This is a genomic window from Streptomyces sp. NPDC058375, assembly GCF_042723425.1.
GTDB lineage: Bacteria > Actinomycetota > Actinomycetes > Streptomycetales > Streptomycetaceae > Streptomyces > Streptomyces durocortorensis.
This window is the reverse complement of sequence record NZ_JBHXJG010000035.1, coordinates 1-21,196: the sequence shown is the minus strand read 5'-3', so window position 1 is coordinate 21,196 and position 21,196 is coordinate 1. Positions and strand designations below refer to the sequence as shown.

22 protein-coding genes are annotated in these 21,196 nt (G+C 70.7%); 11 read left to right on the top strand and 11 right to left on the bottom strand.

The features are described 5' to 3' along the window. Positions 1-328 precede the first annotated feature (328 nt). On the bottom strand, positions 329-2,782 hold the full coding sequence (locus tag ACFWM7_RS08895) for an ABC transporter substrate-binding protein (RefSeq protein WP_383256918.1): 2,454 nt from the start codon (positions 2,780-2,782) through the stop codon (positions 329-331). 381 nt (positions 2,783-3,163) lie between these two features. Here ACFWM7_RS08895 and ACFWM7_RS08890 point away from each other — a divergent pair, with 381 nt between their 5' ends. Both ACFWM7_RS08890 and ACFWM7_RS08885 read left to right on the top strand, forming a co-directional pair. Beyond that, positions 3,164-4,234: a LacI family DNA-binding transcriptional regulator gene (locus ACFWM7_RS08890; RefSeq protein ID WP_383256915.1), complete on the top strand. Its 1,071-nt coding sequence runs from the start codon at positions 3,164-3,166 to the stop codon at positions 4,232-4,234. A 105-nt stretch (positions 4,235-4,339) separates the two neighbouring features. Next, complete coding sequence (locus ACFWM7_RS08885; RefSeq protein WP_383256912.1) at positions 4,340-5,533, top strand: PP2C family protein-serine/threonine phosphatase; 1,194 nt, start codon at positions 4,340-4,342, stop codon at positions 5,531-5,533. A gap of 29 nt (positions 5,534-5,562) precedes the next feature. Here ACFWM7_RS08885 and ACFWM7_RS08880 read toward each other — a convergent pair whose 3' ends face one another. Next, complete coding sequence (locus tag ACFWM7_RS08880) at positions 5,563-6,576, bottom strand: acetylxylan esterase (protein WP_383256909.1); 1,014 nt, start codon at positions 6,574-6,576, stop codon at positions 5,563-5,565. A gap of 319 nt (positions 6,577-6,895) precedes the next feature. On the opposite strand from ACFWM7_RS08880, the gene ACFWM7_RS08875 reads away from it, so the two are divergent. From ACFWM7_RS08875 to ACFWM7_RS08850, 6 genes are all read left to right on the top strand, one after another. Continuing rightward, positions 6,896-8,140 (top strand): sugar ABC transporter substrate-binding protein, encoded by a 1,245-nt coding sequence (locus tag ACFWM7_RS08875; RefSeq protein ID WP_383256906.1) that lies wholly within the window; start codon positions 6,896-6,898, stop codon positions 8,138-8,140. A gap of 2 nt (positions 8,141-8,142) precedes the next feature. Continuing rightward, the gene (locus ACFWM7_RS08870; protein WP_383256903.1) at positions 8,143-9,123 is read left to right on the top strand and encodes a carbohydrate ABC transporter permease; all 981 of its coding nucleotides are present in this window, start codon (positions 8,143-8,145) and stop codon (positions 9,121-9,123) included. Next, positions 9,120-9,998, top strand: a complete 879-nt coding sequence (locus ACFWM7_RS08865; RefSeq protein ID WP_383256899.1) for a carbohydrate ABC transporter permease — start codon at positions 9,120-9,122, stop codon at positions 9,996-9,998. The genes ACFWM7_RS08870 and ACFWM7_RS08865 overlap by 4 nt, the downstream gene beginning before the upstream one ends. A 99-nt stretch (positions 9,999-10,097) precedes the next feature. Beyond that, positions 10,098-11,333 (top strand): glycoside hydrolase family 1 protein, encoded by a 1,236-nt coding sequence (locus ACFWM7_RS08860; protein ID WP_383256896.1) that lies wholly within the window; start codon positions 10,098-10,100, stop codon positions 11,331-11,333. Positions 11,334-11,563: 230 nt separating this feature from the next. Further along, entirely contained in the window at positions 11,564-13,024 is a 1,461-nt protein-coding gene (locus ACFWM7_RS08855; RefSeq protein WP_383256894.1) for a glucoamylase family protein, read from the top strand. A 56-nt stretch (positions 13,025-13,080) separates the two neighbouring features. Further along, the gene (locus ACFWM7_RS08850) at positions 13,081-13,416 is read left to right on the top strand and encodes a hypothetical protein (protein WP_383256892.1); all 336 of its coding nucleotides are present in this window, start codon (positions 13,081-13,083) and stop codon (positions 13,414-13,416) included. Positions 13,417-13,423: 7 nt separating this feature from the next. Here ACFWM7_RS08850 and ACFWM7_RS08845 read toward each other — a convergent pair whose 3' ends face one another. The 9 genes from ACFWM7_RS08845 to ACFWM7_RS08805 form a co-directional block, all read right to left on the bottom strand. Further along, positions 13,424-14,641: a low temperature requirement protein A gene (locus tag ACFWM7_RS08845; protein WP_383256890.1), complete on the bottom strand. Its 1,218-nt coding sequence runs from the start codon at positions 14,639-14,641 to the stop codon at positions 13,424-13,426. 229 nt (positions 14,642-14,870) lie between these two features. Further along, the gene (locus tag ACFWM7_RS08840) at positions 14,871-16,064 is read right to left on the bottom strand and encodes a methyltransferase domain-containing protein (protein ID WP_383256887.1); all 1,194 of its coding nucleotides are present in this window, start codon (positions 16,062-16,064) and stop codon (positions 14,871-14,873) included. 237 nt (positions 16,065-16,301) lie between these two features. Next, positions 16,302-17,150 carry a helix-turn-helix domain-containing protein gene (locus ACFWM7_RS08835; RefSeq protein WP_383256884.1) on the bottom strand — a complete coding sequence of 283 codons (849 nt, stop codon included), beginning with the start codon at positions 17,148-17,150 and terminating at the stop codon, positions 16,302-16,304. A gap of 12 nt (positions 17,151-17,162) precedes the next feature. After that, positions 17,163-17,705: a DUF6879 family protein gene (locus tag ACFWM7_RS08830; RefSeq protein WP_383256882.1), complete on the bottom strand. Its 543-nt coding sequence runs from the start codon at positions 17,703-17,705 to the stop codon at positions 17,163-17,165. Next, complete coding sequence (locus ACFWM7_RS08825) at positions 17,662-17,943, bottom strand: hypothetical protein (RefSeq protein ID WP_383256879.1); 282 nt, start codon at positions 17,941-17,943, stop codon at positions 17,662-17,664. The genes ACFWM7_RS08830 and ACFWM7_RS08825 overlap by 44 nt, the downstream gene beginning before the upstream one ends. A 180-nt stretch (positions 17,944-18,123) precedes the next feature. Further along, positions 18,124-18,501 (bottom strand): hypothetical protein, encoded by a 378-nt coding sequence (locus ACFWM7_RS08820; RefSeq protein WP_383256877.1) that lies wholly within the window; start codon positions 18,499-18,501, stop codon positions 18,124-18,126. A gap of 24 nt (positions 18,502-18,525) precedes the next feature. Beyond that, a complete protein-coding gene (locus ACFWM7_RS08815) occupies positions 18,526-19,020 on the bottom strand; it encodes a hypothetical protein (protein WP_383256875.1) in 495 nt (164 codons plus the stop codon). Between the two features lie 4 nt (positions 19,021-19,024). Further along, on the bottom strand, positions 19,025-19,453 hold the full coding sequence (locus ACFWM7_RS08810) for a hypothetical protein (protein ID WP_383256873.1): 429 nt from the start codon (positions 19,451-19,453) through the stop codon (positions 19,025-19,027). Between the two features lie 40 nt (positions 19,454-19,493). After that, a complete protein-coding gene (locus tag ACFWM7_RS08805) occupies positions 19,494-19,754 on the bottom strand; it encodes a hypothetical protein (RefSeq protein ID WP_319599824.1) in 261 nt (86 codons plus the stop codon). Between the two features lie 93 nt (positions 19,755-19,847). On the opposite strand from ACFWM7_RS08805, the gene ACFWM7_RS08800 reads away from it, so the two are divergent. From ACFWM7_RS08800 to ACFWM7_RS08790, 3 genes are read left to right on the top strand one after another with little or no spacing between them, the layout of a single operon-like run. Further along, positions 19,848-20,687, top strand: a complete 840-nt coding sequence (locus tag ACFWM7_RS08800) for a DUF5753 domain-containing protein (protein ID WP_383256869.1) — start codon at positions 19,848-19,850, stop codon at positions 20,685-20,687. Next, the gene (locus tag ACFWM7_RS08795; RefSeq protein WP_383256866.1) at positions 20,684-20,890 is read left to right on the top strand and encodes a DUF397 domain-containing protein; all 207 of its coding nucleotides are present in this window, start codon (positions 20,684-20,686) and stop codon (positions 20,888-20,890) included. Before ACFWM7_RS08800 ends, ACFWM7_RS08795 begins: the two co-directional genes overlap by 4 nt. Before the next feature lie 47 nt (positions 20,891-20,937). Beyond that, positions 20,938-21,156 (top strand): DUF397 domain-containing protein, encoded by a 219-nt coding sequence (locus ACFWM7_RS08790; protein WP_383256863.1) that lies wholly within the window; start codon positions 20,938-20,940, stop codon positions 21,154-21,156. Positions 21,157-21,196: the final 40 nt, after the last annotated feature.

Below are 21,196 nucleotides of genomic sequence, written 5' to 3'. Positions count from 1 at the left end.
CCGCCGGGCGGCACGCCACGGCTCGTCCCATCGTACGGGCCCTGGGCCCGCCGGGCTTCCCGGGCCGATCCGCAGAGGCGGTCTTCCCGTGTGATTCAGGCGATATTCAGCCGGTGTCAAGGAGCTGCCGGGCCATCGAGTGGCCGGAATGCGGGCAAAGCTGCGGTGGGACCGCGGTGGAGCCGGTGGAGCTGTGGGGGGTGAGGAGAGGTGAAGCGACGAACGGCCCGGGTCAGGGCAGAAACCACACTGCCCGCCGGGCGAACCGGCGGGCAAGGGTTTTGAGGTGCATCTGAGCTTGGCGGCGGGAGGGTGTGGTATTTGCCCGCTACTTCTTGCGGTCTGCGGGGGAACCTGCCGCTTGCCGGTTCTTGAACCCGATGTCCTGATACCGGGGGGACGCGAACCCGAACGCCCCGACGTTCGCGAGCTTCTTGTCGACCGCGACGAGCTGCGGGCGCTGGAAGAGCGGAATCGATCCGGCGGCGGCCCAGATCCGGGCGTCCGCCTGCTTCATCAGCTCGCGGGCGGCCTTCTCGTCCAGCTCGGCGGCGGCCTTGTCGAAGAGCTGGTCGATGTGGTCGGTGCCGACCCGGGTGTAGTTCTGCTCGACGAGGAGCGATCCGTCGGTGGCGGGCTCCGGCTTGGCGTAGATCGGGCGACCGTCGGTGGCCGGGTAGGCGGTGGCGGGCCAGGAGTAGAGCGCCAGGTCGTACGCGCCGGAGGCGACGTGGTCCTTGAAGTAGCTCTCGTCCGGGACCTTGGTGATCTCCGTGCCGATGCCGATCTTCTCCAGCATCACGGCGATCTTGTCGCCGACGCTGCGCAGCGACTGGGAGCCGGGTCCGGAGGGGAGCACGAAGCGCAGGGTCAGTGTCTTGCCGTCCTTGCCGAGCTGCCCCTTGGCCGCGGCGGGCGCCGGGGCGGCGGTGCCGACGGGGGCGTACGCTCCGGCGGCCCCCCCGGGCTGCTTGTCCGTGGCGGCCACGGCGCCGTCCTCACCGAGGGCTCCGGCCTGGCGGAGCAGGGCGGTGCCCTGGGCGGAGGCGGTCCGGGCGGGGGCCAGGACGTGGACGGCGGAGGCGCTGCCCACGGTGGCGGGAGCGGGGGCGCCGGGCTTGTTGTCCTCGCCGACGATGTAGAGGCCCTCCTCGCGGGAGGCGGCGCTGTCCTCGGAGTCACGGTCGGCGGAGGCCTGGTCGGCCTTCTTGCGCTCGGCGGCGGAGTCCTCGGCCTTCTCGTCCTCGCCCTCCGCCTCCTCGTCCTTCTCCTCGGCCTTCTCGCTCGTCGCGTCCTTGTCCTCGGCCTCCTGGTCCTCCTTCGTGTCCCCTGCGGTCTTCTTCTCCGCGTCGGCGTCGTCCTTGTCGCCCTTCTTCTCCGCCTCGCTGCCCGCCTTGGTGTCCTTCGGCGGCTGGGCCGCGCCACCGCGGGTCCAGCCGGCGTCGGCCAGCAGGGCCTGGGCCTCCTTGGTGTTCTGCTCGCCGAGCGCCCCGCTGCCGTCCTTGTAGCCGGGCTGTCCGGCGAGGGCGAGGTGGCTGCCGAGCGGCTTCGCCGGAAGGCCCAGCGGCCCGAGCACGGTCTGGGCCAGCTCCTGGCGGTCCAGGGCGCGGGCCACCGCCCGGCGGACCCGGTCGTCGGCGAGCGGGCCGGACTCGCCGTTGAGCGCGAGCTGGGTGTAGGCGGGCTCCAGGGACTTGCGGACGGCGAAGTCGCGCAGGGCCTTCTGTTCCGTGGCGTACGCGACGACGGCCTTGCGGTTCTTCTCCCGGGCGGCCTGGGCGATCTCCGCCGCGTCCTCGTCGGAGCCGTGCGCCTGGGCCCAGGAGCGCAGGGCCTGGGCGGGCGTGATCTCGGAACCCGGGCCGTGGGCGAGGGGCTGGCCGTTGCCGCCCCGGTCGCGGCGGGCGAGCGTGATGCGGTCGGCGGTGCCCGCGTCGATGTCGGCGACGTCCACCGTGCCGTCGGCGAGGGCCTGGGTACGGTCCTTCGCGGCGACCGCCCGGAAGACGAGGGTGTCCAGCTTGGCCTTGTCGCCCCACCAGCGCGGGTTGCGGGCCAGCGTGACGGTGCCCTTGGACTTGCTCGTGCTCTTCAGGACGAAGGGCCCGGCGGTGGTCTTCAGGGCGGTGCGGGCGCCGTCGTTGAAGGCGTCCGGCGAGCCGGTGATCTCCTTCGGGTAGAGCGGCGAGAACAGCGAGCGCCAGTCGGCGTACGGCTTGGCGAACGTGACCCGCACCTGGAGGTCGTCAGCGCCGCGTTCGATCTTCTCGATCCGCTCGTAACCGGAGTTGCGGGCGGTCCAGAACGCGGAGTCCTTGCCCCGCAGCGCCCGCCACTGGGCGACGAAGTCGGGGGCCCCGATCTCCCGCCCGTCGCTCCACACCGCCTGCTGGTTGAGCTTGTAGAGCACCACCTGCTTGGGCTCGCGCTCGATGACCTTCGCGGACTCCAGGTAGTCCGGGTTGAGCTTCGGCTGCCCGGACTTGTCCATCGGGAAGAGCGTCGGGAGCAGGGCTCCGGTGATCCGGGTGGTGGCGCTGTCCGCGTCCGCCTGGAAGGCGTTGAAGGTGGCGGGCAGCGCGTCGACCGCCCAGGTCACCGTCGAACCGTCGGCGACCGCCTCGCGGGCGGCGGGCGCGATGTCCTGGGGCACGCCCCGCGAGGTCTCCTCGCTGCCGGAGCTGCACCCGGCCAGCACCGGGATCGTGAGCACCCCCGTCGTGAGGAGCGCGAGCGATCGGCGCTTTCGAACCGTCCCGCGCGGGACGCCGACGTGGGACATGGCTGATACCTCCGGGGCCGGGCCGGACCACCCCGTACCGGAATGGACCGGATAGTGCGTATGTGGTGGCATTTGCAGTTGATCACACTGATTCCTTCCGCCCACTGAAAACTCCTCCTCGCGCGAGGAGGCGCCGACACGGCGGGCGGGAGCCGCAAGCTCACCCGCCCGGAGGAACGTTTCGCTCAACACCGGCGGCTCGGCGCCGACCCGGGCGACCCCGGGCGACCTTGCTCCTCGTACGGCCCAGGATCTAGGGTGAATGCGCTTTCACGAGCCTCGTGATCGCCTCGCCCGGCGCGCAGACCGCCGGCCCGGTACCAGCACCCGCGCCGCCGGACGCGGAGCTGCGGAAGAAGAAGCGGACGGACGGTGGGTCGAGTGAGCGCCCCCACGGTGTACGACGTCGCCGAGCGGTCGGGCGTCTCCATTGCCACGGTCTCCCGGGTCTACCGGAACCCCGATTCCGTACGCGCCCAGACCCGCGAGAAGGTCATGGAGGCGGCCCGCGAGCTGGGGTACGTGCCGAGCGGCAGCGCCCGGGGCCTGGCCAGCCGGACCACGGGGGTGCTCGGGCTGTGCTTCCCGGATTACGCGGACCCGGACGCCGAGTCCGCGGCGGCGGCGAGCGACGCGGACGACGACCAGGCCGTGATGCTCTACTCCGACCAGATCATCCGGGGCATGGAACGGGCGGCCCGGCGGCACGGCTACGCCCTGCTGATCGCCGCCTCGCTGGACGGCGGGCCGGAGAGCCTGGTGGCGAAGGTCGCGGGACGGGTCGACGGGTTCGCCGTACTGGCGCGGACCGTGCCGACCGCGGACCTGGAGGTGATATCGCGCCGGCTGCCCGTGGTGATGCTCGCCGGACCGCGCGAGATCGACCACCTGGACCACATCGTGGTGGCCAACGCCGAGGGCGAGCGCGAGCTGACCCGCCATCTGATCGAGGACCACGGGCTGCGCCGGCTGGCGTTCATCGGCGGCGAGGAGGACTCACCGGACTCCCAGGCCCGGTTCCGGGGTTTCCAGGAGGCGTGCCGGGACGCGGGCCTTCCGGTGCCCTCCCGGCCGGAGGTGCGCGCCGGGATGATGACGCAGGCCGAGGGCGCGCTGGCGGCGGACGCCCTGCTGGACCGGTCGGAGGGTACGGGGGTGGCGCGGCCGGAGGCGATGCTGTTCGCCAACGACCAGATGGCGGTCGGGGCGCTCCAGGCGCTGGAGCGGCGCGGGGTGCGGGTGCCCGAGGACATCGCGGTGACCGGGTTCGACGGGATCCCGCTGAGCCGCCTGGTCCGCCCGCCCCTGACGACCGTCCGGCAGCCGATCCGGCGGCTGGGCGAGGAGGCGGTGGAGCTGCTGGTGCAACGCCTGGCGGACCCGGGCCGCGCCCCGGTCTCGCTGGAGCTGCCGGTCTCGGTGACGCGGCGAGCGAGCTGCGGCTGCTGCTGATTCGGGTATTTTGCGTGCTTTTGTACGCACACATAAGCCGCGTTCCTCACACGGGGTGCTGATTCGGGGCTGGGAGGGCACAAGCACTTCCTACCCGAGGAGGCTGTGGTGAGCGACAGGACGGGACTGGCCGCGGTGCTGGCGGCCGCCAGGGATGCGGCGCCGGTGAATTCGCTCGATGTCGTGGCGCGCGATCTGCGCACCCGGTTCGGCGCGCGGTACGTGTCTTTCCTTTTCGTGGACGTGGTCGGCAGCCGCCTGCTGCGGGTCAACGACATGACCGGCGCCTCCGACGAGGCCCGGGCCGAGCGGGTTCCCCTCGCCGTCAGCGGCATCTACGACAAGGTGCTGCGTTCCCAGAAGCCAGTGCAGGTGGAGCAGGACGGGCAGGGGCAGCGCGTCCTCGCCCCCGTGACCAACCGCGGTGACGCCATCGGCGTGCTGGAGCTGTTCCTCGACGCCGTCACCGAGGACGTGCTGGCACAGGTCGAGGAGGCCGCGCACGCGCTGGCGTACCTCATCGTCGCCGACCGCCGCTTCACCGACCTCTACCACTGGGGCAACCGCACCACGCCGGTCAGCCTGGCGGCGGAGATCCAGCGCCAGCTCCTTCCTTCCGCCCCGTCCTGCGACGCGGTCGAGTTCGCCCTCGCCGGAGCTCTGGTGCCGGCCTCGGACATCGCCGGGGACACCTACGACTACAGCATCGACAGCAACGCCCTCCACCTGTCCGTCACCGACGCCATGGGCCACGACGTCAACGCCTCTCTCATCGCCACCCTCGTCGTGAACGCCTCGCGCGGCGCCCGCCGTGCGGGAGCGGATCTCGCCGAACAGGCCCGCCAGATGCATCAGGCCCTCCTCGACCACGGGAACAACACCTTCGCCACCGGCCAGTTGCTCCGCATCGCTCTGGACGGCAGCCGCGCCCAGCTCGTCAACGCCGGCCACCCCGGGCCGCTCCGGCTGCGCGACGGCTCGGTCGAGGAGATCGCCCTGCGGATCGACATGCCCTTCGGCTTCCCGCCGCAGGGTTCCTACCATGTACAGGACCTCGACCTGCGCCCCGGCGACCGCATCGTGCTGTTCACCGACGGCGTGCAGGAACGCGAAGCGGCAGTGGTCGACCTGCCCGGGCTCCTGCTGCGGACCTCCGCCGAGCACCCGCGCGAGGTCGTCCGCACCATGGTCACCGCGGTCGCCGACGCCTACGGCGGCCACCCGCCCAAGGACGACGCCACCGTCCTCTGCCTGGACTGGTACGGAGCCCGCGGCGGGGCCCGCCGACCCGACGCCTGAACCCCGGGCCCGGGACGCCGCCGGGCCCGTCAGACCGCCGGCCCCAGCCGCTCCCCGAAGAACCGCGTCCGGTTGGCGTCGAGTTCCGCCGCCTGGGCCACCATCCCCCGGTACGCGAAGTGCCCCGCCGTCAGCACCTGGAGCTCGCGCTCACCGGCCAGCGCGTTGTGCACGGCGAACTGCCCCGGCGGCGGCACGGACGGGTCGAACAGCGCGGCCGCGACCAGCGTGGGCAGCGTCAGCCGGGTAGCCGCCGTCGCCGCGTCGAAGTAGCGGAGTACGCCGGTGACCTCGGGGTCCTCGCGGTGGTGCGCCCGGACCGCCTCACCGCTGCCCGCGCAGGGCAGGGTCAGCCGCAGCGGGTGGTTGCCGAACGTGGGGACCGTGAGCTGGGCCGCGCCGAAGCGGTCGTCCCAGGGTAGCGCGAGGGCCCCGAGCCCGCCGCCGAAGCTCTCGCCGAGGTAGCCGAGGCGGGGCCCGCCCGGGAGGCCGGCCCGGGCCAGCTCGGGCACCAGTTCCGTCAGGGCGGAGGCGGCGCACCACAGGTCGGCCGCGCAGTCGCCGATGACGTACGTCTCGCGGGAGCCGATGCCGTGCAGGACGTGCGCGTCGGCCACGTCCGGGATGCCCGGCACCCGGCTCCGCTCCCCCATGCCCCGTACGCAGGGCAGGATCGCGGCGGCCCCGGGAAGCGGGGCCGGGAGGTCCCGGCCGGGCCGCTGACGGCCGCCGTACCCGTGCCCGACGACGAATCCGTACCGCACAGGGCCCGAGGCGGGCAGGGCGACCCAGCCGCCGAGCCTGACCCCGCCCACGGAGGTGAAGGCGACCCCGTGGATCCGTACGCCGCCCCGCTCCTCCTCGGCCGGCCCGAGGACCGGGCGGGTGTCGACCGCGCGGGCTCGCGCGTACCGCCCCCGCCAGAACGCGTCGAAGTCGTCGGGGGCGGGCGGTGCGGGGATGGCGAGGAGGGCGTCCGGCGCGTCGTACCCGTAGGCCGGGTCGAACGGGAAGCCGTGGGAGAGCGCGACGGATGAGGCCATGCGGCGAGGGTAGACGCCGACTCGTCGGCGGGACGCCGACCCCCGGGACGACGAATCGGTCACATCGCCTGTTGTTCCACAAACAGCGCGTTTACGGTTCAACGACAAGCATCGGCATCAAGAACAGGCATCGGCACAAGGACAGGCCGCCGAGAAGTCGGGTGGCAAGACGCCGAGATGCCGAGCGCGTTGCACGAGTGTGACCCGCCACCCTCTTGCGGATTCCCGAACGTCTGGCGCAGAGTGATGTATGCGCTTACAGGCAGCGCATACATAGCGCATAGCGCAGCATCCGGATTGCTCAAGGAGGAGCCCTCCCATGTCCCGCATCGCCAGAACCGCTCCCGCCGGCATAGCGCTCGCGCTCGCCGTGACCCTCTCCGCCTGCGGCTCCTCCGGCGGCGACGTCGCGGCGGACGAGAAGCAGACTCTCACCGTGTGGGCCATGGGGGCCGAGGGCGAGAAGCTCGCGGACGTGGCCGAGGTCTACGAGAAGGCCAATCCGAACATCACGGTGAAGGTGACCCCGATCGGCTGGGACGTCGCCCACCAGAAGCTCGTCTCGGCCGCGGCGGCGGGCGCCCTGCCCGACGTGGCGCAGATGGGCGGGAGCTATATGGGCGAGTTCGCCGAACTCGGCGTGCTGGAGCCGGTGGACACCAAGGTCTTCGACAAGAAGGACTTCTTCCCGGCGGGCTGGGAGCAGGGCGAGGTGGACGGCACCGCGTACGGCGTGCCGTGGTACGTCGACACCCGTGTCCTCTACTACCGCACGGACCTCGCCGAGAAGGCGGGCGTGAGCAAGGCTCCGGCGAACTGGAAGGAGCTCCAGGACCTGGCGGGGGCGTACCAGAAGAAGGCCGGGACGAAGTGGGGCCTGTCCATCCAGCCCAGCGGCCTGGACACCGTGCAGAACTTCTCCTCCTTCCTGTACTCGGCGGGCGGCGAGATCGTGAACGCCGACGGCGAGGCGGTCATCGACAGCCCCGAGGCCGTCAAGGCGCTCAAGGAGTACGGCAGTTACTTCGACAAGGGCCTCGCCAACAAGTCCGTGCAGCCCGGCTACGACGTGGTGAAGGACTTCGGCAACGGCCGGGTACCGATGTTCTTCGGCGGCCCCTGGCACGTGACGCTGCTCAACGAGGGCCAGCCGCAGATCAAGGGCAAGTGGGCCATCGCGCCCGTTCCGGCGGACGCCTCCTCCACCTCCATGGCCGGCGGATCCTCGCTCGTCGTCTCCAAGGACAGCGAACACAAGGCGGCGGCCGGCGAGTTCATCCAGTACCTGACCGACACGAAGGGTCAGGCCGACTGGTACGAGCGGACGAAGGACCTGCCCGCCAACACCTCCGCGTGGGAGTCCGGCGCGCTCGCCGACGACGCCGACCTTCAGACCTTCAAGAAGCAGATGGACACCGCCAAGTCCTCGCCCTCCCTGGCCAACTGGACCGAGATCACCGACAAGGTGGACCAGGCCATCGCCAAGGTGACGCAGGGCAAGGCTTCCGCCGAGGACGCGCTGAAGACCGCGCAGTCCGAGATCGAAGACCTCGTGAAGCAGTAGCCATGAGCACCTCGACCACCACGACCGAGAAGGCCGCGCGGCCCGCGAAGGCAGGGGGCCAACCGTCCCCCGCCCCCGCAGGCGGCAGCCGCGGCAAGCGGACGCTGGGCATGCAGAACGCGGCGGGCTGGCTGTTCTCCACCCCGTTCCTCGTCCTGTTCGCCGTCTTCATGGCGTTCCCGATCCTCGCCACGCTGGCGATGAGCTTCACCGACTTCGGGCTGCGCAATGTGACGCGCCCGTGGGAGGCGGAGTTCATCGGATTCGAGAACTACGTCGAGCTCTTCGGCGACGAGAAGTTCCTCACGTCCCTCTTCAACACGGGGTACTTCGTGGTCGTCGGCGTACCGCTGACGATCGGGATCGGGCTGGTCGTCGCCGTTCTGCTGAACAACGGCATCGACCGGGCGCGGACCTTCTTCCGGGTCGGTTTCTACGCCCCGGTGGTCACGACCATCGTCGCGGTGGCGGTCGTCTGGCGGTTCGTGCTCGACCCGAGCGACGGGCTGATCGCCGGCCTCTTCTCCGAAGTGGGCTGGACCGCACCGGACTTCCTCGGCTCCGAGACGCTGGCGATGCCGTCGCTGATCGTCATGGCGGTCTGGCGGAACGTCGGCACGGTGATGGTGCTGTTCATCGCGGGCCTCCAGGCGATCCCCACCGAGGTGCGGGAGGCGGCGAAGCTGGACGGTGCGAGCGTCTGGCACGAGTTCCGCTCCATCACGATTCCGCTGCTGCGCCCGACGGTCCTGTACGCCACGGTGATCACGACGATCGGCTACCTCAACGTGTTCGAGGAGCCGTTCGTGATGACCCAGGGCGGCCCGTCCGACTCGACCCTGACGGTCTCGCTGAACATGTACCGCGAAGGGTTCAACTTCTTCCACATGGGCTACGCGAGCGCCATGGCGTACGTCCTCTTCGTGGTGATCATGGGCATCACGGTGCTCCAGCTCCGACTGCTGAAGGACAACACGAAATGAGCGCCACCAGCAGCGCCCCTGCCAAGCACCTGGACAAGGGGCCTCGCGGAAAGCGGAGCATCGCCCGCCCCTTGACCTACGTCCTGCTCTCGCTCGGCCTGCTGGTCATGTCGGCGCCCTTCCTCTGGATGGGGATCTCCGCCTTCAAGACGCAGAGCGAGCTGTCGGCGAGCCCGCCGGTGTGGATCCCCACCGAGTGGACGCTGACCAACTTCCGGCAGCTGCTCGACAAGCTGGACCTGCCGCTGTACTTCATGAACTCGGTGATCGTGGCGGTCCTGGTGACCGTCTCGAACCTGGTCTTCTGCTCGATGCTCGGGTACGCCCTCGCGAAGCTGAACTTCGTCGGCCGCAACAAGGTCTTCGGCCTGGTGCTCGGTGCGTTGATGGTGCCCGGCAACCTGATGCTGCTGCCGCTGTTCGTGCTGATGAGCAAGCTCCAGCTGATCGACAGTTACGCCGGTCTGGTGCTGCCGTTCGCCGCCGGGGCCTTCGGGGTCTTCCTGATGCGGCAGTTCATGCAGTCGATCCCGGACGAGCTGCTGGAGGCGGCCCGGATGGACGGCGCGAGCGAGTGGTACATCTTCTGGCGGATCGTGATGCCGCTGGTGAAGCCCGCGCTCGCGACGCTGTCGATCTTCACGTTCCTGGGCTCCTGGAACAACTTCGTCTGGCCGCTGATCGCGACCAACGACCCCGAGAAGTACACGCTCCCGGTCGCCCTGGCGACTTTCGCCACCGACCCCAACAAGGCGGGCGGCTCCAACGGGATGCTGATGGCCGGGGCCTTCCTGATCGTGCTGCCGGTGCTGGTCGTCTTCATCGCGCTGCAACGGCACTTCACGCAGGGCATCGCCACGGCGGGCATGAAGTAGCGCTTACGCCGAGGCACTTCACGTAACAGAGACCGCGCCCCACCCCGTAACGACGCGGCGCGGCCACACCCCACACCACCACCAGAAAGACATGTCGCGATGACGAACACCCCTGCCCCGAACCCGAACCCGGCCCCGTCGACGACGTCCGTCCCGTTCCCCGAGGGCTTCCTCTGGGGCGCGTCCACGGCCGCCCACCAGATCGAGGGCAACAACACCGACTGCGACTGGTGGGTCAAGGAGCACGCCGCCGGCACCCACATCGCGGAGCCGAGCCTGGACGCCTGCGACAGCTACCACCGCTGGCCCGAGGACATGGACCTGCTGGCCTCCCTCGGCTTCACCGACTACCGGTTCTCCGTCGAGTGGGCCCGCATCGAGCCGGTCGAGGGCCGCTTCTCCCGCGCCCAACTGGCCCACTACCGGCGGATGGTGGAGGGCGCGATCGAGCGCGGCCTGCGCCCGATGGTGACCCTGCACCACTTCACGGTCCCGCAGTGGTTCGAGGCGCGCGGCGGCTGGACGGCCGAGGGTGCGGTGGAGCTGTTCGCCCGGTACGTGGCGGCCTGCGCCCCGGTGATCTCCGAGGGGGTCTCCCACGTCTGCACGATCAACGAGCCGAACATGATCGCCGTGATGGCGGGCCAGGCCAAGCGCGGCGACAACAGCTTCCCGCCCGCCGGCCTGCCCACCCCCGACGACGAGACGACCGAGGCCGTCATCGCCGCCCACCACGCGGCGGTGAAGGAGGTCCGGGCCCTGGACGCGGGCATCCAGGTCGGCTGGACCATCGCCAACCAGGTCTACCAGGCCCTCCCCGGCGCGGAGGACGTCACCGCCGCCTACCGCCACCCCCGCGAGGACGTCTTCATCGAGGCGGCGCGCGGCGACGACTGGATCGGCGTGCAGTCCTACACCCGTACGCGGATCGGCCCGGACGGCCCGATCCCGGCGGCCGACGACGTCGAGCGGACGCTGACGACGTGGGAGTACTACCCGGGCGCGGTCGGTGAGGCGCTGCGCCACACGGCCGAGGTCGTCGGGGACGTCCCGCTGATCGTCACGGAGAACGGCATCGCGACCGCCGACGACAGCCGCCGGATCGACTACTACACGGGCGCTCTGAGCGAGGTCGCCTCGGCGCTGGAGGACGGCCTCGACATCCGGGGCTACCTGGCGTGGAGCGCGCTCGACAACTACGAGTGGGGCACGTACAAGGCCACGTTCGGCCTGATCGCGATCGACTGGGAGACCTTCGAGCGCACCCCGCGCGACTCGGCGAAGTGGCTGGGCTCGCTGGGCCGCACGCGCGAACTCCCGCGCACGGCAGCGTAATTCCGGTGTCTCCCGAACCTTGGGGGACGCCGTGGTTCCGGCGTCTACCGAACCCCGGGGGCGTTGTCATTCCGGCGTCTACCGGCACCCGGGGGACGCCCCTCGCACGGGGAGCCACCTGACGGCTCCCTCCGGCCCGGGAGCCGGCGGAACCTGACGACCGCCGGCCCCCGAGCCGCCCGCACGAGCACCGTTCCCCTCTGCCCCTTCTGCCACCAGGAGCCGGACCGATGGACCGTCGCACGTTTCTCACCGCCGCAGGGACCGGGGCCGCGGCCCTGTCGCTCGGAGCCGTAACCGCCCCCACGACCGCGGCGGCCCCGGCCGACCCCCGCCTTCTCAAGCACTGGTTCGCCGACACGTACCGCTCGATCGAGGCGATGACGACCGACTTCGGCCTGGTCACCGACAAGATCGACCTCAGCGCCCCCGGAGCCCCCGCCCAGTCGCCCCAGACCTCCCCGACCAACATCGGCTGCGGCCTGTGGTCGACGGTGGCGGCGGCAGGGCTGGGCGTGATCGGCGAGGGGGCGATGCTCCGGGCCCTGACCCGTACGGTCACGGCGGTCGAGAAGCTGGATCGCCACCACGGCTTCTGGCTCAACTGGTACGACGCGCACGACGGTTCGGTTCTGACCGAGTGGCCCGGGACCGGCGACCCGGTCCGCCCGTTCCTCTCCTCGGTGGACAACGCGTGGCTGGTGACGGGCCTGCGGATCGCCGCCGACGCGGCACCGACGCTACGCCCCCGCATCAACCGCATCCTGGCCACGGCCGACTGGTCGTACTTCTACACGCCGTTCGACCCGGCGGACCCGGTGGCGGGCCCCGGCCAACTGCGCGGCGGCGTCTGGACGGACACGGAGGAGCCGACCCCGCACCACTACGGCGCGCTCAACACCGAGCCGCGCATGGCGAGTTACCTGGGGATTGCCGACGGCTCGCTCCCCGGCGGCCACTACTGGCATCTGCTGCGCACGATGCTGCCGGAGCACGAGCAGGAGCAGCAGCCGGGCGGCGGTTACGTCACGGTCGACGGCGTACGCGTATGGAACGGCCACTACACGCACCGCGGCCGGAAGGTGCTCCCCACCTGGGGCGGCTCGATGTTCGAGGCGCTGATGGTGCCGCTGTTCGTGCCGGAGCCGGAGTGGTCGCCGCGCGCGTGGGGCGTGACCCACCAGCGTTACGTACGCGGCCAGATCGACCACGGCCTGCGGGAGGCGGAGTACGGCTACTGGGGCTTCTCCCCCGCCAACGTCCCCGAGGACGGCTACCAGGAGTACGGGGTGGACGCGCTCGGCATGGCCGTCGACGGCTACGCCTCCAACACGGACCGCACGCACACCGAGGACGGCGAACCGCTCCCGCCCCCCTCGGCGTTCACCAACGGCGTGGTCACCCCGCACGCCTCGTTCCTGGCCCTGCCGTACGCCGGCCGGGAGGCGGTGGCCAACCTCCGTTCCCTGGAACGGGACTTCGGCGCGTACGAGGACGGGCTCGGCTTCCGGGACTCGGTGAACGTGTCGACGGGCCGGGTCAGCGACTTCATGCTCGCCCTGGACCAGGGCATGATCGCCGCCGCCCTCGCCCAGGAACTGCGCCCGGGCCTGCTCCAGCGCCCCTTCCGCACCGGCGGCTTCCGGACCCGGGTGCGCCCACTGCTGGCGAAGGAGCGGTTCTCGATCTGAGGACAGCGACTGCCACCAGGGGGCGGCCCCTCCCGGTACGGCATGCGACCTGCGGCATGCGGCGGGCCGGACTCCTGGCCCTGTGGCGCGGCGAGGCGGAAGCGGTCAGCCTGCCGCCGGTTCCCGCCGGGTTCGTCGCGGTGGAAACCGTGATCGTCGGTGTCGCCCTCTGGAGCACCTGGCGACGGTCCGGCTTCCTGCGCCGCCAGTGGGACGCCGGCAGCGGTCCGCGGCGTGCGGCGGTCGCCGGTGTCACGGCGTCGACCGTCGCCTTCACCGCGCTGCTCGCCCTCGGCTCGGGGACGTGGATGCTGGTCGCCTGGCTGTTGGGCGGCCTGTGTGGCATCACCCTGCTGCTGAGCGACCCGGCCGGCGGGCCGTCGGACGCCTGAGCGGGCTCTACCCCACCCCGATCCCCTCCAGCATGCGCCGCTGATGCTCGCGCCCGAGGGTCTCGTAACCGATCACGGTCACGAAGGGCGCGAGCATCACGACGATCAGGCATACCGCCAACGGCGCTCCCGTCACGGCCAGCAGGCAGCCGGCCAGCAGGACCGCCAGGGTCAGTGCGATCAGGAGCAGGTGGAAGCGGTCGGCCGCCGAGAGCAGCAGGGTGTGCAGCAGGTAGACCACCAGGAGGTAGAGGGCCACCGGGAGGGCCAGGGCGAGGACGACCGTCGTTTCGGGGATCTCCGTGTGGTGTTCCAGGTAGAGGCCCGCCACGTGCAGTCCGGCCCCGGCTCCGGCCATGCCGATGAACAGCGGGATGTGGCCGTAGCCGAAGAGGTAGCCACGGTTGCGGCGGCGCTCCAGGACCTCGCCGAACGGGGTCGTGAAGTAGACCCACCACATACCGAAGGTCAGGCCGACCCCCGCGACCACGACGGCGATCGCGTTCCCGGTCCAGGCCGTGCCGTCGGCCCCGCCGAGCAGTTCGCCCGATGAGGCGACCGTGCCGACCACGCTCTCCCCGAGCACGATGATCGCGAAGAGGCTGTACCGCTCGGCCATGTGGTGCGGGTGCCACGGCGTGCCGCCCGCGGCGCCCTGGGCGAAGACCGGCAGGGCCAGTTCCAGTGCGCCGAGGACGACGAACGCCGCGAACACGGCGTAGACCGGTAGTCCGACGAAGGCCAGGACGACCCACCCGGCCTGGGCGATCACCGTCCAGCGGATGTTGGCCAGACACACGCCCCGGTACTCGGGCGCCTCCCGTGCGGCACGCGCCCACTGGAACACCATCGCGATCCGCATCACGACGTACCCCGCGACCATCGCCCGCAGTTCCAGGTGGCCGCCCTCGTCGACGGAGTGGAACATCGCCGGGAGGCCGAGCGAGAAGACGACGACCCCGATCATCTGGACCATCGTCAGGATCCGGTAGAGCCAGTCGTCGGTGGCGAAGGCCGAGGCGAACCAGCTGAAGCTGATCCAGGCGACGCTGATCGCGAACATCGCCATGACGAACGCGATGACCGCGTGCCCCATGTGCCCCTCGGCGAGGAGCTCCGCGAACTGGGACGACGCCGTACCGACCGCGACGACGAAGGTCAGGTCGAACAGCAGCTCCAGCGGTGAGGAGAACCGGCCGTTCTCCTCGGGGTCACGACCGGTCATCGGGATGAGCCGGCGCCGCGACCGGCCGGATCCATCCGGTTTATGGCTCTTGTCGCTGATACCGCTTTCGGGGTGTTCTGACATGTGCGCCATCATTCCGACGCGGAGCCGCCGCGAGGGGGAATCACACGCCGTCACCGGGGCGAGATGCGGGTACTCCCCCGCGAGTACGGCGTCCACCGCCGCGAGAGTCGGATCGGTGACGTTCCAGTCGTGGACGGGGCGCCCGTCAGAGGAGGACCGGCACCGGGCTGTCCGGAGTGTCCAGCCACGGCACATGTGTGCCGTCAGGAGCGACGGTCAGCCCGAACCGCTCCGGCCCCGGGCGCCCGGCATCGCACCACCAGCCGTACGCCGCCTCGACCGCCTCCCACAGCCGGCGAGGCCCGTGCTCCCACACGGTGAAGCGGTCGGCGATCCGCCCGTCCACGTCCACGGCCGCCCAGGAGGTCGCGTCGGTGGTGGCCAGCCAGAGTCGGAAGTCGACACCCTCCACATCGGGGTTCTCGTGCCAGGTCCGCCATACGTCACGGAGCCGGAGGCCGATCGCGAACTGGGCGGCCCAGTCCTCACCGGTGATGGCCCCGGGCGGCAGCCGGGTCGAAGACTCCCGCGGTACGTGGCTGTCACGCACCACATCGCGAAAGATCCGCAGGTCCGTCCGCTGCCCGCGCATCAGCATGAAGGCCGCGTGCGGCGAGAAGAAGCCCGAGGCACCGCCGTAGCCGTCCACGGTGAGTCTGAGCAGCCCGTAGCAGAACCAGGGCGACTCCCACGGCACCAGGACCACGCCGCCCGGCCGGGTCTGCGCGATCCACGCCGGAGGAACGGCCCGTACGGAACAGGTCGCGATCACCCGGTCGTAGGGTTCGCCGGCCTCCCGTCCCCGGGCCCCGTCGCCCTGGACCGCCCGTACATCCAGTCCCGCGTCCTCAAGCCGGCCCGCCGCGGTCGCCGCCAGCTCCGGGTCCACCTCGATGGTGGTCACCCGGCCCGGCCCGAGGCGGTGCGCGAGGAGCGCCGCGTTCCACCCGGTACCGGTGCCGATCTCCAGGACGCGGTGGCCCGGCCGTACGTCCAGCAGGTCGAGCATCCGGAAGACGATGGACGGGGCGGAGGCCGAGCACGAGGCCCAGCGCTCCCCCGGTGCGGCGGTCTCCCCGTCATTGACCTGGGTGACGACGGCGGTGTCGGCGTAGGCGTGGAGCAGCCACTCCGCCGGGGCCGTCTCCCGGTCGCACCGCACCAGGCCGTCCCCCACCCACACGGTCCCGGGCAGGAACGCGTGCCGGGGTACGCCCCGGAAGGCGGCTTCCCAGACCGGAGCCATGGGAGCACCGAGGCTCTCGTTCACCGAGCTCAGCAGCCCGGCGCTCATGGCGGACACGACGCCGGCCCGCTCGTCCACTGCGTTCAGCTCCATCTGCGCTGCGCCTACTTCCCCTTGTGCTTCGGCTCCGGCGCGGGCTTGGCGGTGTCCGATGACGGCTTCGCGGTGCCCGGATCCTTACCGCCCGCGTGCTTTCCGTCGCCACCGCCGCCGCCTTTGCCTGTTCCCCAGCCCATGGCTGTCCGTTCCTCTCCGTCGGCCGTCTCGATGACGTGACCGTAAGGAAGGGACGGGCAGGGGAGCTACGTTGTTGCACGCGGTTGCACCGATTCACCGGAGAGAGTCCAGAGCAGCCGTGATCAATGCACGCGCGTTCGCGCCGTGAACAGCCATCTCCGCCAGTTCAACGAAGGTTTCGGCATACATCGCGACCTCGCTGGGCTGTGTGATCGTGAGATACCCGGAGACCAGCTCGACATTGACCTGTACGGCATCGAAGATCCAGAACCCCTCCACGGGCATCCTGGAACGGTCCGCACCCAGCGGGACCACACCCAGACTGACGTTGGGCAGAGAACCCACGGTGAGCAGATGACCGAGCTGCCCGACGAGGACGTCTGTTCCGCCGATGCCGTTCCGCAGCACCGATTCCTCGATGAGGAACGCGAATCGGCGACCGCCCTCGTACAGCACGCGCTGCCGCTCCACTCGTGCGGCCACCGCCTCGGCCACGTCGTCGACCTCGACGCGTCGTCGCTGCACGGCTCGCAGGACCGCCTCCGTGTACCCGCGTGTCTGGATCAGCCCCGGCACGAACCATGACGAGTAGGACCGGAAGCGACGGCTGCGCTCGAACAGCGGTAGCCGCGCTTGCTGCGCCTGTTTGAGCCCGGCCTGCTCCATCCGCTTCCAGCCGATCCACATTCCTTCGGCGTTCCGGAGCGACGCGAGGAGGTCGGCGGTCTGGTCCTCCGCCCCGCACGCCCGGCTCCAGGCCCGGATGTCAGCGGCGGACGGGGGCGTGCGGGCATTCATGATCCGCGACGACTTCGATGGGTGCCAGCCGCAGCGGACGGCGATCTCGCGCCCGGTCAGCCCGGCGTCCCGGCAGAGGCCGGCAAGCCGATCCGCGAGAATCCGCCGGGCCTGCTGAGCACTTGAGGAAGGAGATTCAGCCATGGTGGGACGGGATCAGCGGGGCCGGAATTGCTCATGCGGCGCAGCACGTTCCCATACGGCGTCGAAGGCGTCCGCGCACAGCTTCACCAGCACCGGATCGTCCGTGTACTCCCGTCCGTCCTCGTCCAACTGCCCGTTGCCGGTGAAGTGGTGGAAAAGAACCTGCCCACCGTCGAACACCCAGAAGTCCGTGCTGGGCAGGGCGAGACCGGTCGCCCGCCGCCTGGGCAGCCAACGGACGACTTCACCGGCCGCGATGTTCGTGAACGTGCTGTCGTACTCGTACCGCACATAGTCGCTGATCGGCTCGGAGACCACTCGGGCACGCCGGACCGCCACGCCACGGCCGACGGCCTCGTGCACCGCATCGTGCCAGCCGCCCCACCAGGCCGTCCGCTCGGCACGGTCCAGCCGCTCGCCTCGCTGCCATGCGATGTACCCGGGGTCGTCGAGCATGTACGAGTCACGCAACTCAAGGTGGACTGCCGATCGTTGAGATCGCGCCAGAGCATTACGCGCCGGGGGCTGCACGTCCCGCCTCTCCACCGCCGTCATCTCCCCGACGAGCGGGAAGGTAGTCCAGCATAGCCGCCGGGAGCCGGATGATCGTCTCGTTGTCCGGGACGTCGGTGGAGTGGCCGGGAAGGGAGCCGACTTCCTTGCAGTCATTCACTTCGGCCTCAGTCGCTCGGTACGACTGGATCAGGAGATCTCCCGTTTCCTCGTGAAGCCAGATCGTCGGCGACTCGTCGGTGGGAGATTCGGGGTCGATGCCGAGGAACCGTAAAGCCATGGCCTGCTCCCGCTGTTGAGGGTTGCATCACTTTGCACGAGCGTTCCTCCGAGGCGCGGCGGCCGTCAAGGGCTCCGAGGGGGCGCAGGGAGGGAAAGCGGTCGGCTCGGGGGCGCGCGGGCCGAGACCGTCGTCCGGCCGCCCATGAGATCGTCGCCCCTGGCGCTCCCGTCAGCACTGTCACGCACCGTCACGCGGTGCGAGATGCGGGTGCTCCCGCGCGAGTACCGCGTCCACCGCCGCGAGCGTCGGATCGACGATGTCCCAGTCGTGGGCGGAGGGGTGGTCGACGTACAGCCCACACGCGTCCTCGCCCCGGGGGTCGATCGCGGCGCACCAGCTCAGCTCCGCCAGGGTCGCCCGCTCACCTCTCCAACGGGCCCAGACGGCGGTGCGGTTCGCGTCGTTGTCCCATAACGCCATCGCGTGGTCGCCGTCGTGCTCGGTGGCCAGCTCGCAGAGGAGGTGTCCGGCCTCCGGGCGACGCTCACCGGGGGCGGCGAGCCGGATCACGAACTCCGGGGGCGGCAGGAGGGTTACGGCGGTGCACTGGTCCATGGGGTGGGAATCCTCCGGTCGCCGTCAGGGCGCGTCGGTGTCGGGTACGTCAGGTACGTCGGGCATGTCAGGGGCGTCGGGCGTGCCGCCAGGAGCCTCGTCCTCGGAGACCAGTCGCCGGACCTCGCTGTGCACGTGCTCGGCGATCAGGTCGCCGAGCGGGTCGGTCACGGAGAAGGAGTGCGGCCCGGGGTGGTGGTCGAAGTACGCACACGTGGTGACCGCTCGGGTCGCCAGCACGCGGAGCACCGCGGGGCACAGGGGCAGCGTGTCGAGTCGGTGGACGCGGTGGGCTCCGGTCCCCGACCAGAGGAACCACAGGTCCCGGTCGCCCGGGGTGTCCGCCGTCCACAGGTGCGCGGCGTGCTCGGCCGACTCGTCGTGGTCGCCCAGCTCGCACAGGACGAAGTCCTCCGGCTCCACGATGTCGGCCGGGTGCGCGGGCCCGCCCTCCATGGTGGCGAGCGCCAGCAGCGTTTCCGGATACGGGACTTGGGTGACGGCGGTGCATTGCAGCATCCGGTCATTCCCCTTCCGTACGGGGCGGGACCGCATGGTTCGCCGAGGCTTCCGCCGCCCACCCGCACAGGTCCACGGGCCACGCGCCGAGGGTGACGCGCAGCCCCACGAAGGGGTCGACGACGGTGAGCAGGGCGGGCCGGCCGGATTCCAGCGCGCTCATGGCGTGGTCCTGGCTGCCGTGGTCGCCCGCCCACGCCCGGAGCGCTTCGGGGGCGTCGGAACCGTGGAAGGCGACCGGCCGGACGTCCCGCGCCCCGAGCCACGGGGCGGCCGGGGGCAGATACCGCCCGTGCCCGTCCGCCAGCCGCAGCGCCTGCCGCCGGAGCCAGCGGAGAACGAGCCGGCGGTTCAGCAAAGCGACCCCGCCGAGCCGGAGGGCCCGGCCACCGGCCTTGGCCGTGACGGCCGCGACGTAATCCTGATTCCTCACGCGGCGCACCCCTGCCCGCCGTCGACCGGCGCGGCCGCCCTCACAGCACTTCTCCCCGGCTGCGGGCGTTGAGCCGTGCGGTACGGGCCCGAAGCTGCTCCATGAGCAACGCGGGCCGTACGTAACGGGGTTCGACCTCCCACTCGCGCCCGCCGCCGACGGGCCGGAGGGACCAGTACGGACCGGCGACGCCCTGGAACTCCCCCACACGGTCACCGCGACTGGTGTCCGCGAGGAGGGCCCCGGGGTCCGGGACATGCGGGGGCGACTCCGTATTCGGGCTGGCGTTCTCGCCGTACACCGTTCGCTCCTCTCTGTAGCCGAACGACTACCGGGGCGACTCAGCGTGGCCTAGCGTGGAGATGTCTTCAACGTTTCGGACCTGGGGGATACGTTGGTCAACCGCAAAGAAGTGAACCCTGACGGGGGCCCGGAGGCTGCCTACGGAGCACGTCTGCGTAGGGAGCGCGAAGCACGGGGCTGGAAACAGGACGACCTCGGCGCGCGCATCGGCTACACGGGGCGGCACGTTTCCGGCGTGGAATTGTGCCACAAGTCCCCAACTCGCAAGTTCTCGATCGCCGTTGACGTGGCGATGAGCTTTACGGGAACCGCTGATTCGTTCGAGCGCGAGTGGCGCAAGATCAAGCACGGGGTGCTGTTGCAGGGCTTCCCGGAGTACGTGGCGCTGGAGGGCCGGGCGGCGGAGATCCGGCTGTTCGAGGTGGGTGTCATCCCAGGGCTGTTGCAGACCCGGGAGTACGCGGAGGCGCTGGCGCGCGGGGCGGTCGACCGGGGCGTCATCACCACCGAACAGGCCGATCAACGCGTCTCGTTACTCATGGAACGGCAGGGCGCGCTGTTACGCACCGTGCCGCCGATGCTGATCGCGGAGCTGGACGAGAGCTGCATCCGCCGACCGATCGGCAGCCCTGCCGTGATGGACGCGCAGTTGCAGTATCTGGTCGACTTCGCCACGCAGTCCCACACCATGCTGCAGATCGCCCCGTTCAGCGTCGGTGAGCAGCGGCCCTTCAATCGGCTGGTGAACCTGCTGACGCTCCAGGACCGGTCCGCGGTCTCCTACGTCGAGTCCGAGACCCAAGGGCATCTGGACCGTGAACTCAGCTCTGTCATCCCGATGGTGAGGGCCTACCATCAGTTGCAGGCCGTGTCTCTGTCCCAGACAGATACCGTGGACATGATCCACCAGCATCGAAAGGGCACCCCGTGACGACCGAAACCACGACCCAGCAGTGGGTCAAGTCCTCCTACAGCGACAACGGCGGTTCGTGCGTCGAGTGGGCCCCGCGCACCGCGTCCACCACCGGCATCGTCCCCGTACGTGACTCGAAGAACCCCGGCGGCCCGGTCCTCACCGTCCGCGCCACCGTATTCAGGACGTTCGTCGCGGGTATCACCTCAGGCGAGCTGTAGCACCGACCGCAGCCACGACCGAACAGCGACGAAGGGGCGGCCCATCGATGACGACCTGTTCCACGACCCAGCAGTGGGTCAAGTCCTCCTACAGCGACAACGGCGGCACCTGCGTCGAGTGGGCCCCGCGCACCGCGTCCACCACCGGCATCGTCCCCGTACGCGACTCCAAGAACCCCGGCGGCCCGGCCCTCACCGTCCGCGCCGCCGCATTCACCTCCTTCGTGGCGGGCGTCAAGGCCGGGGGCTTCGGCGCGACCGCCTGACCTGCACCGCTGCCGCCACCGCTCCGGTTACGCCCCACCG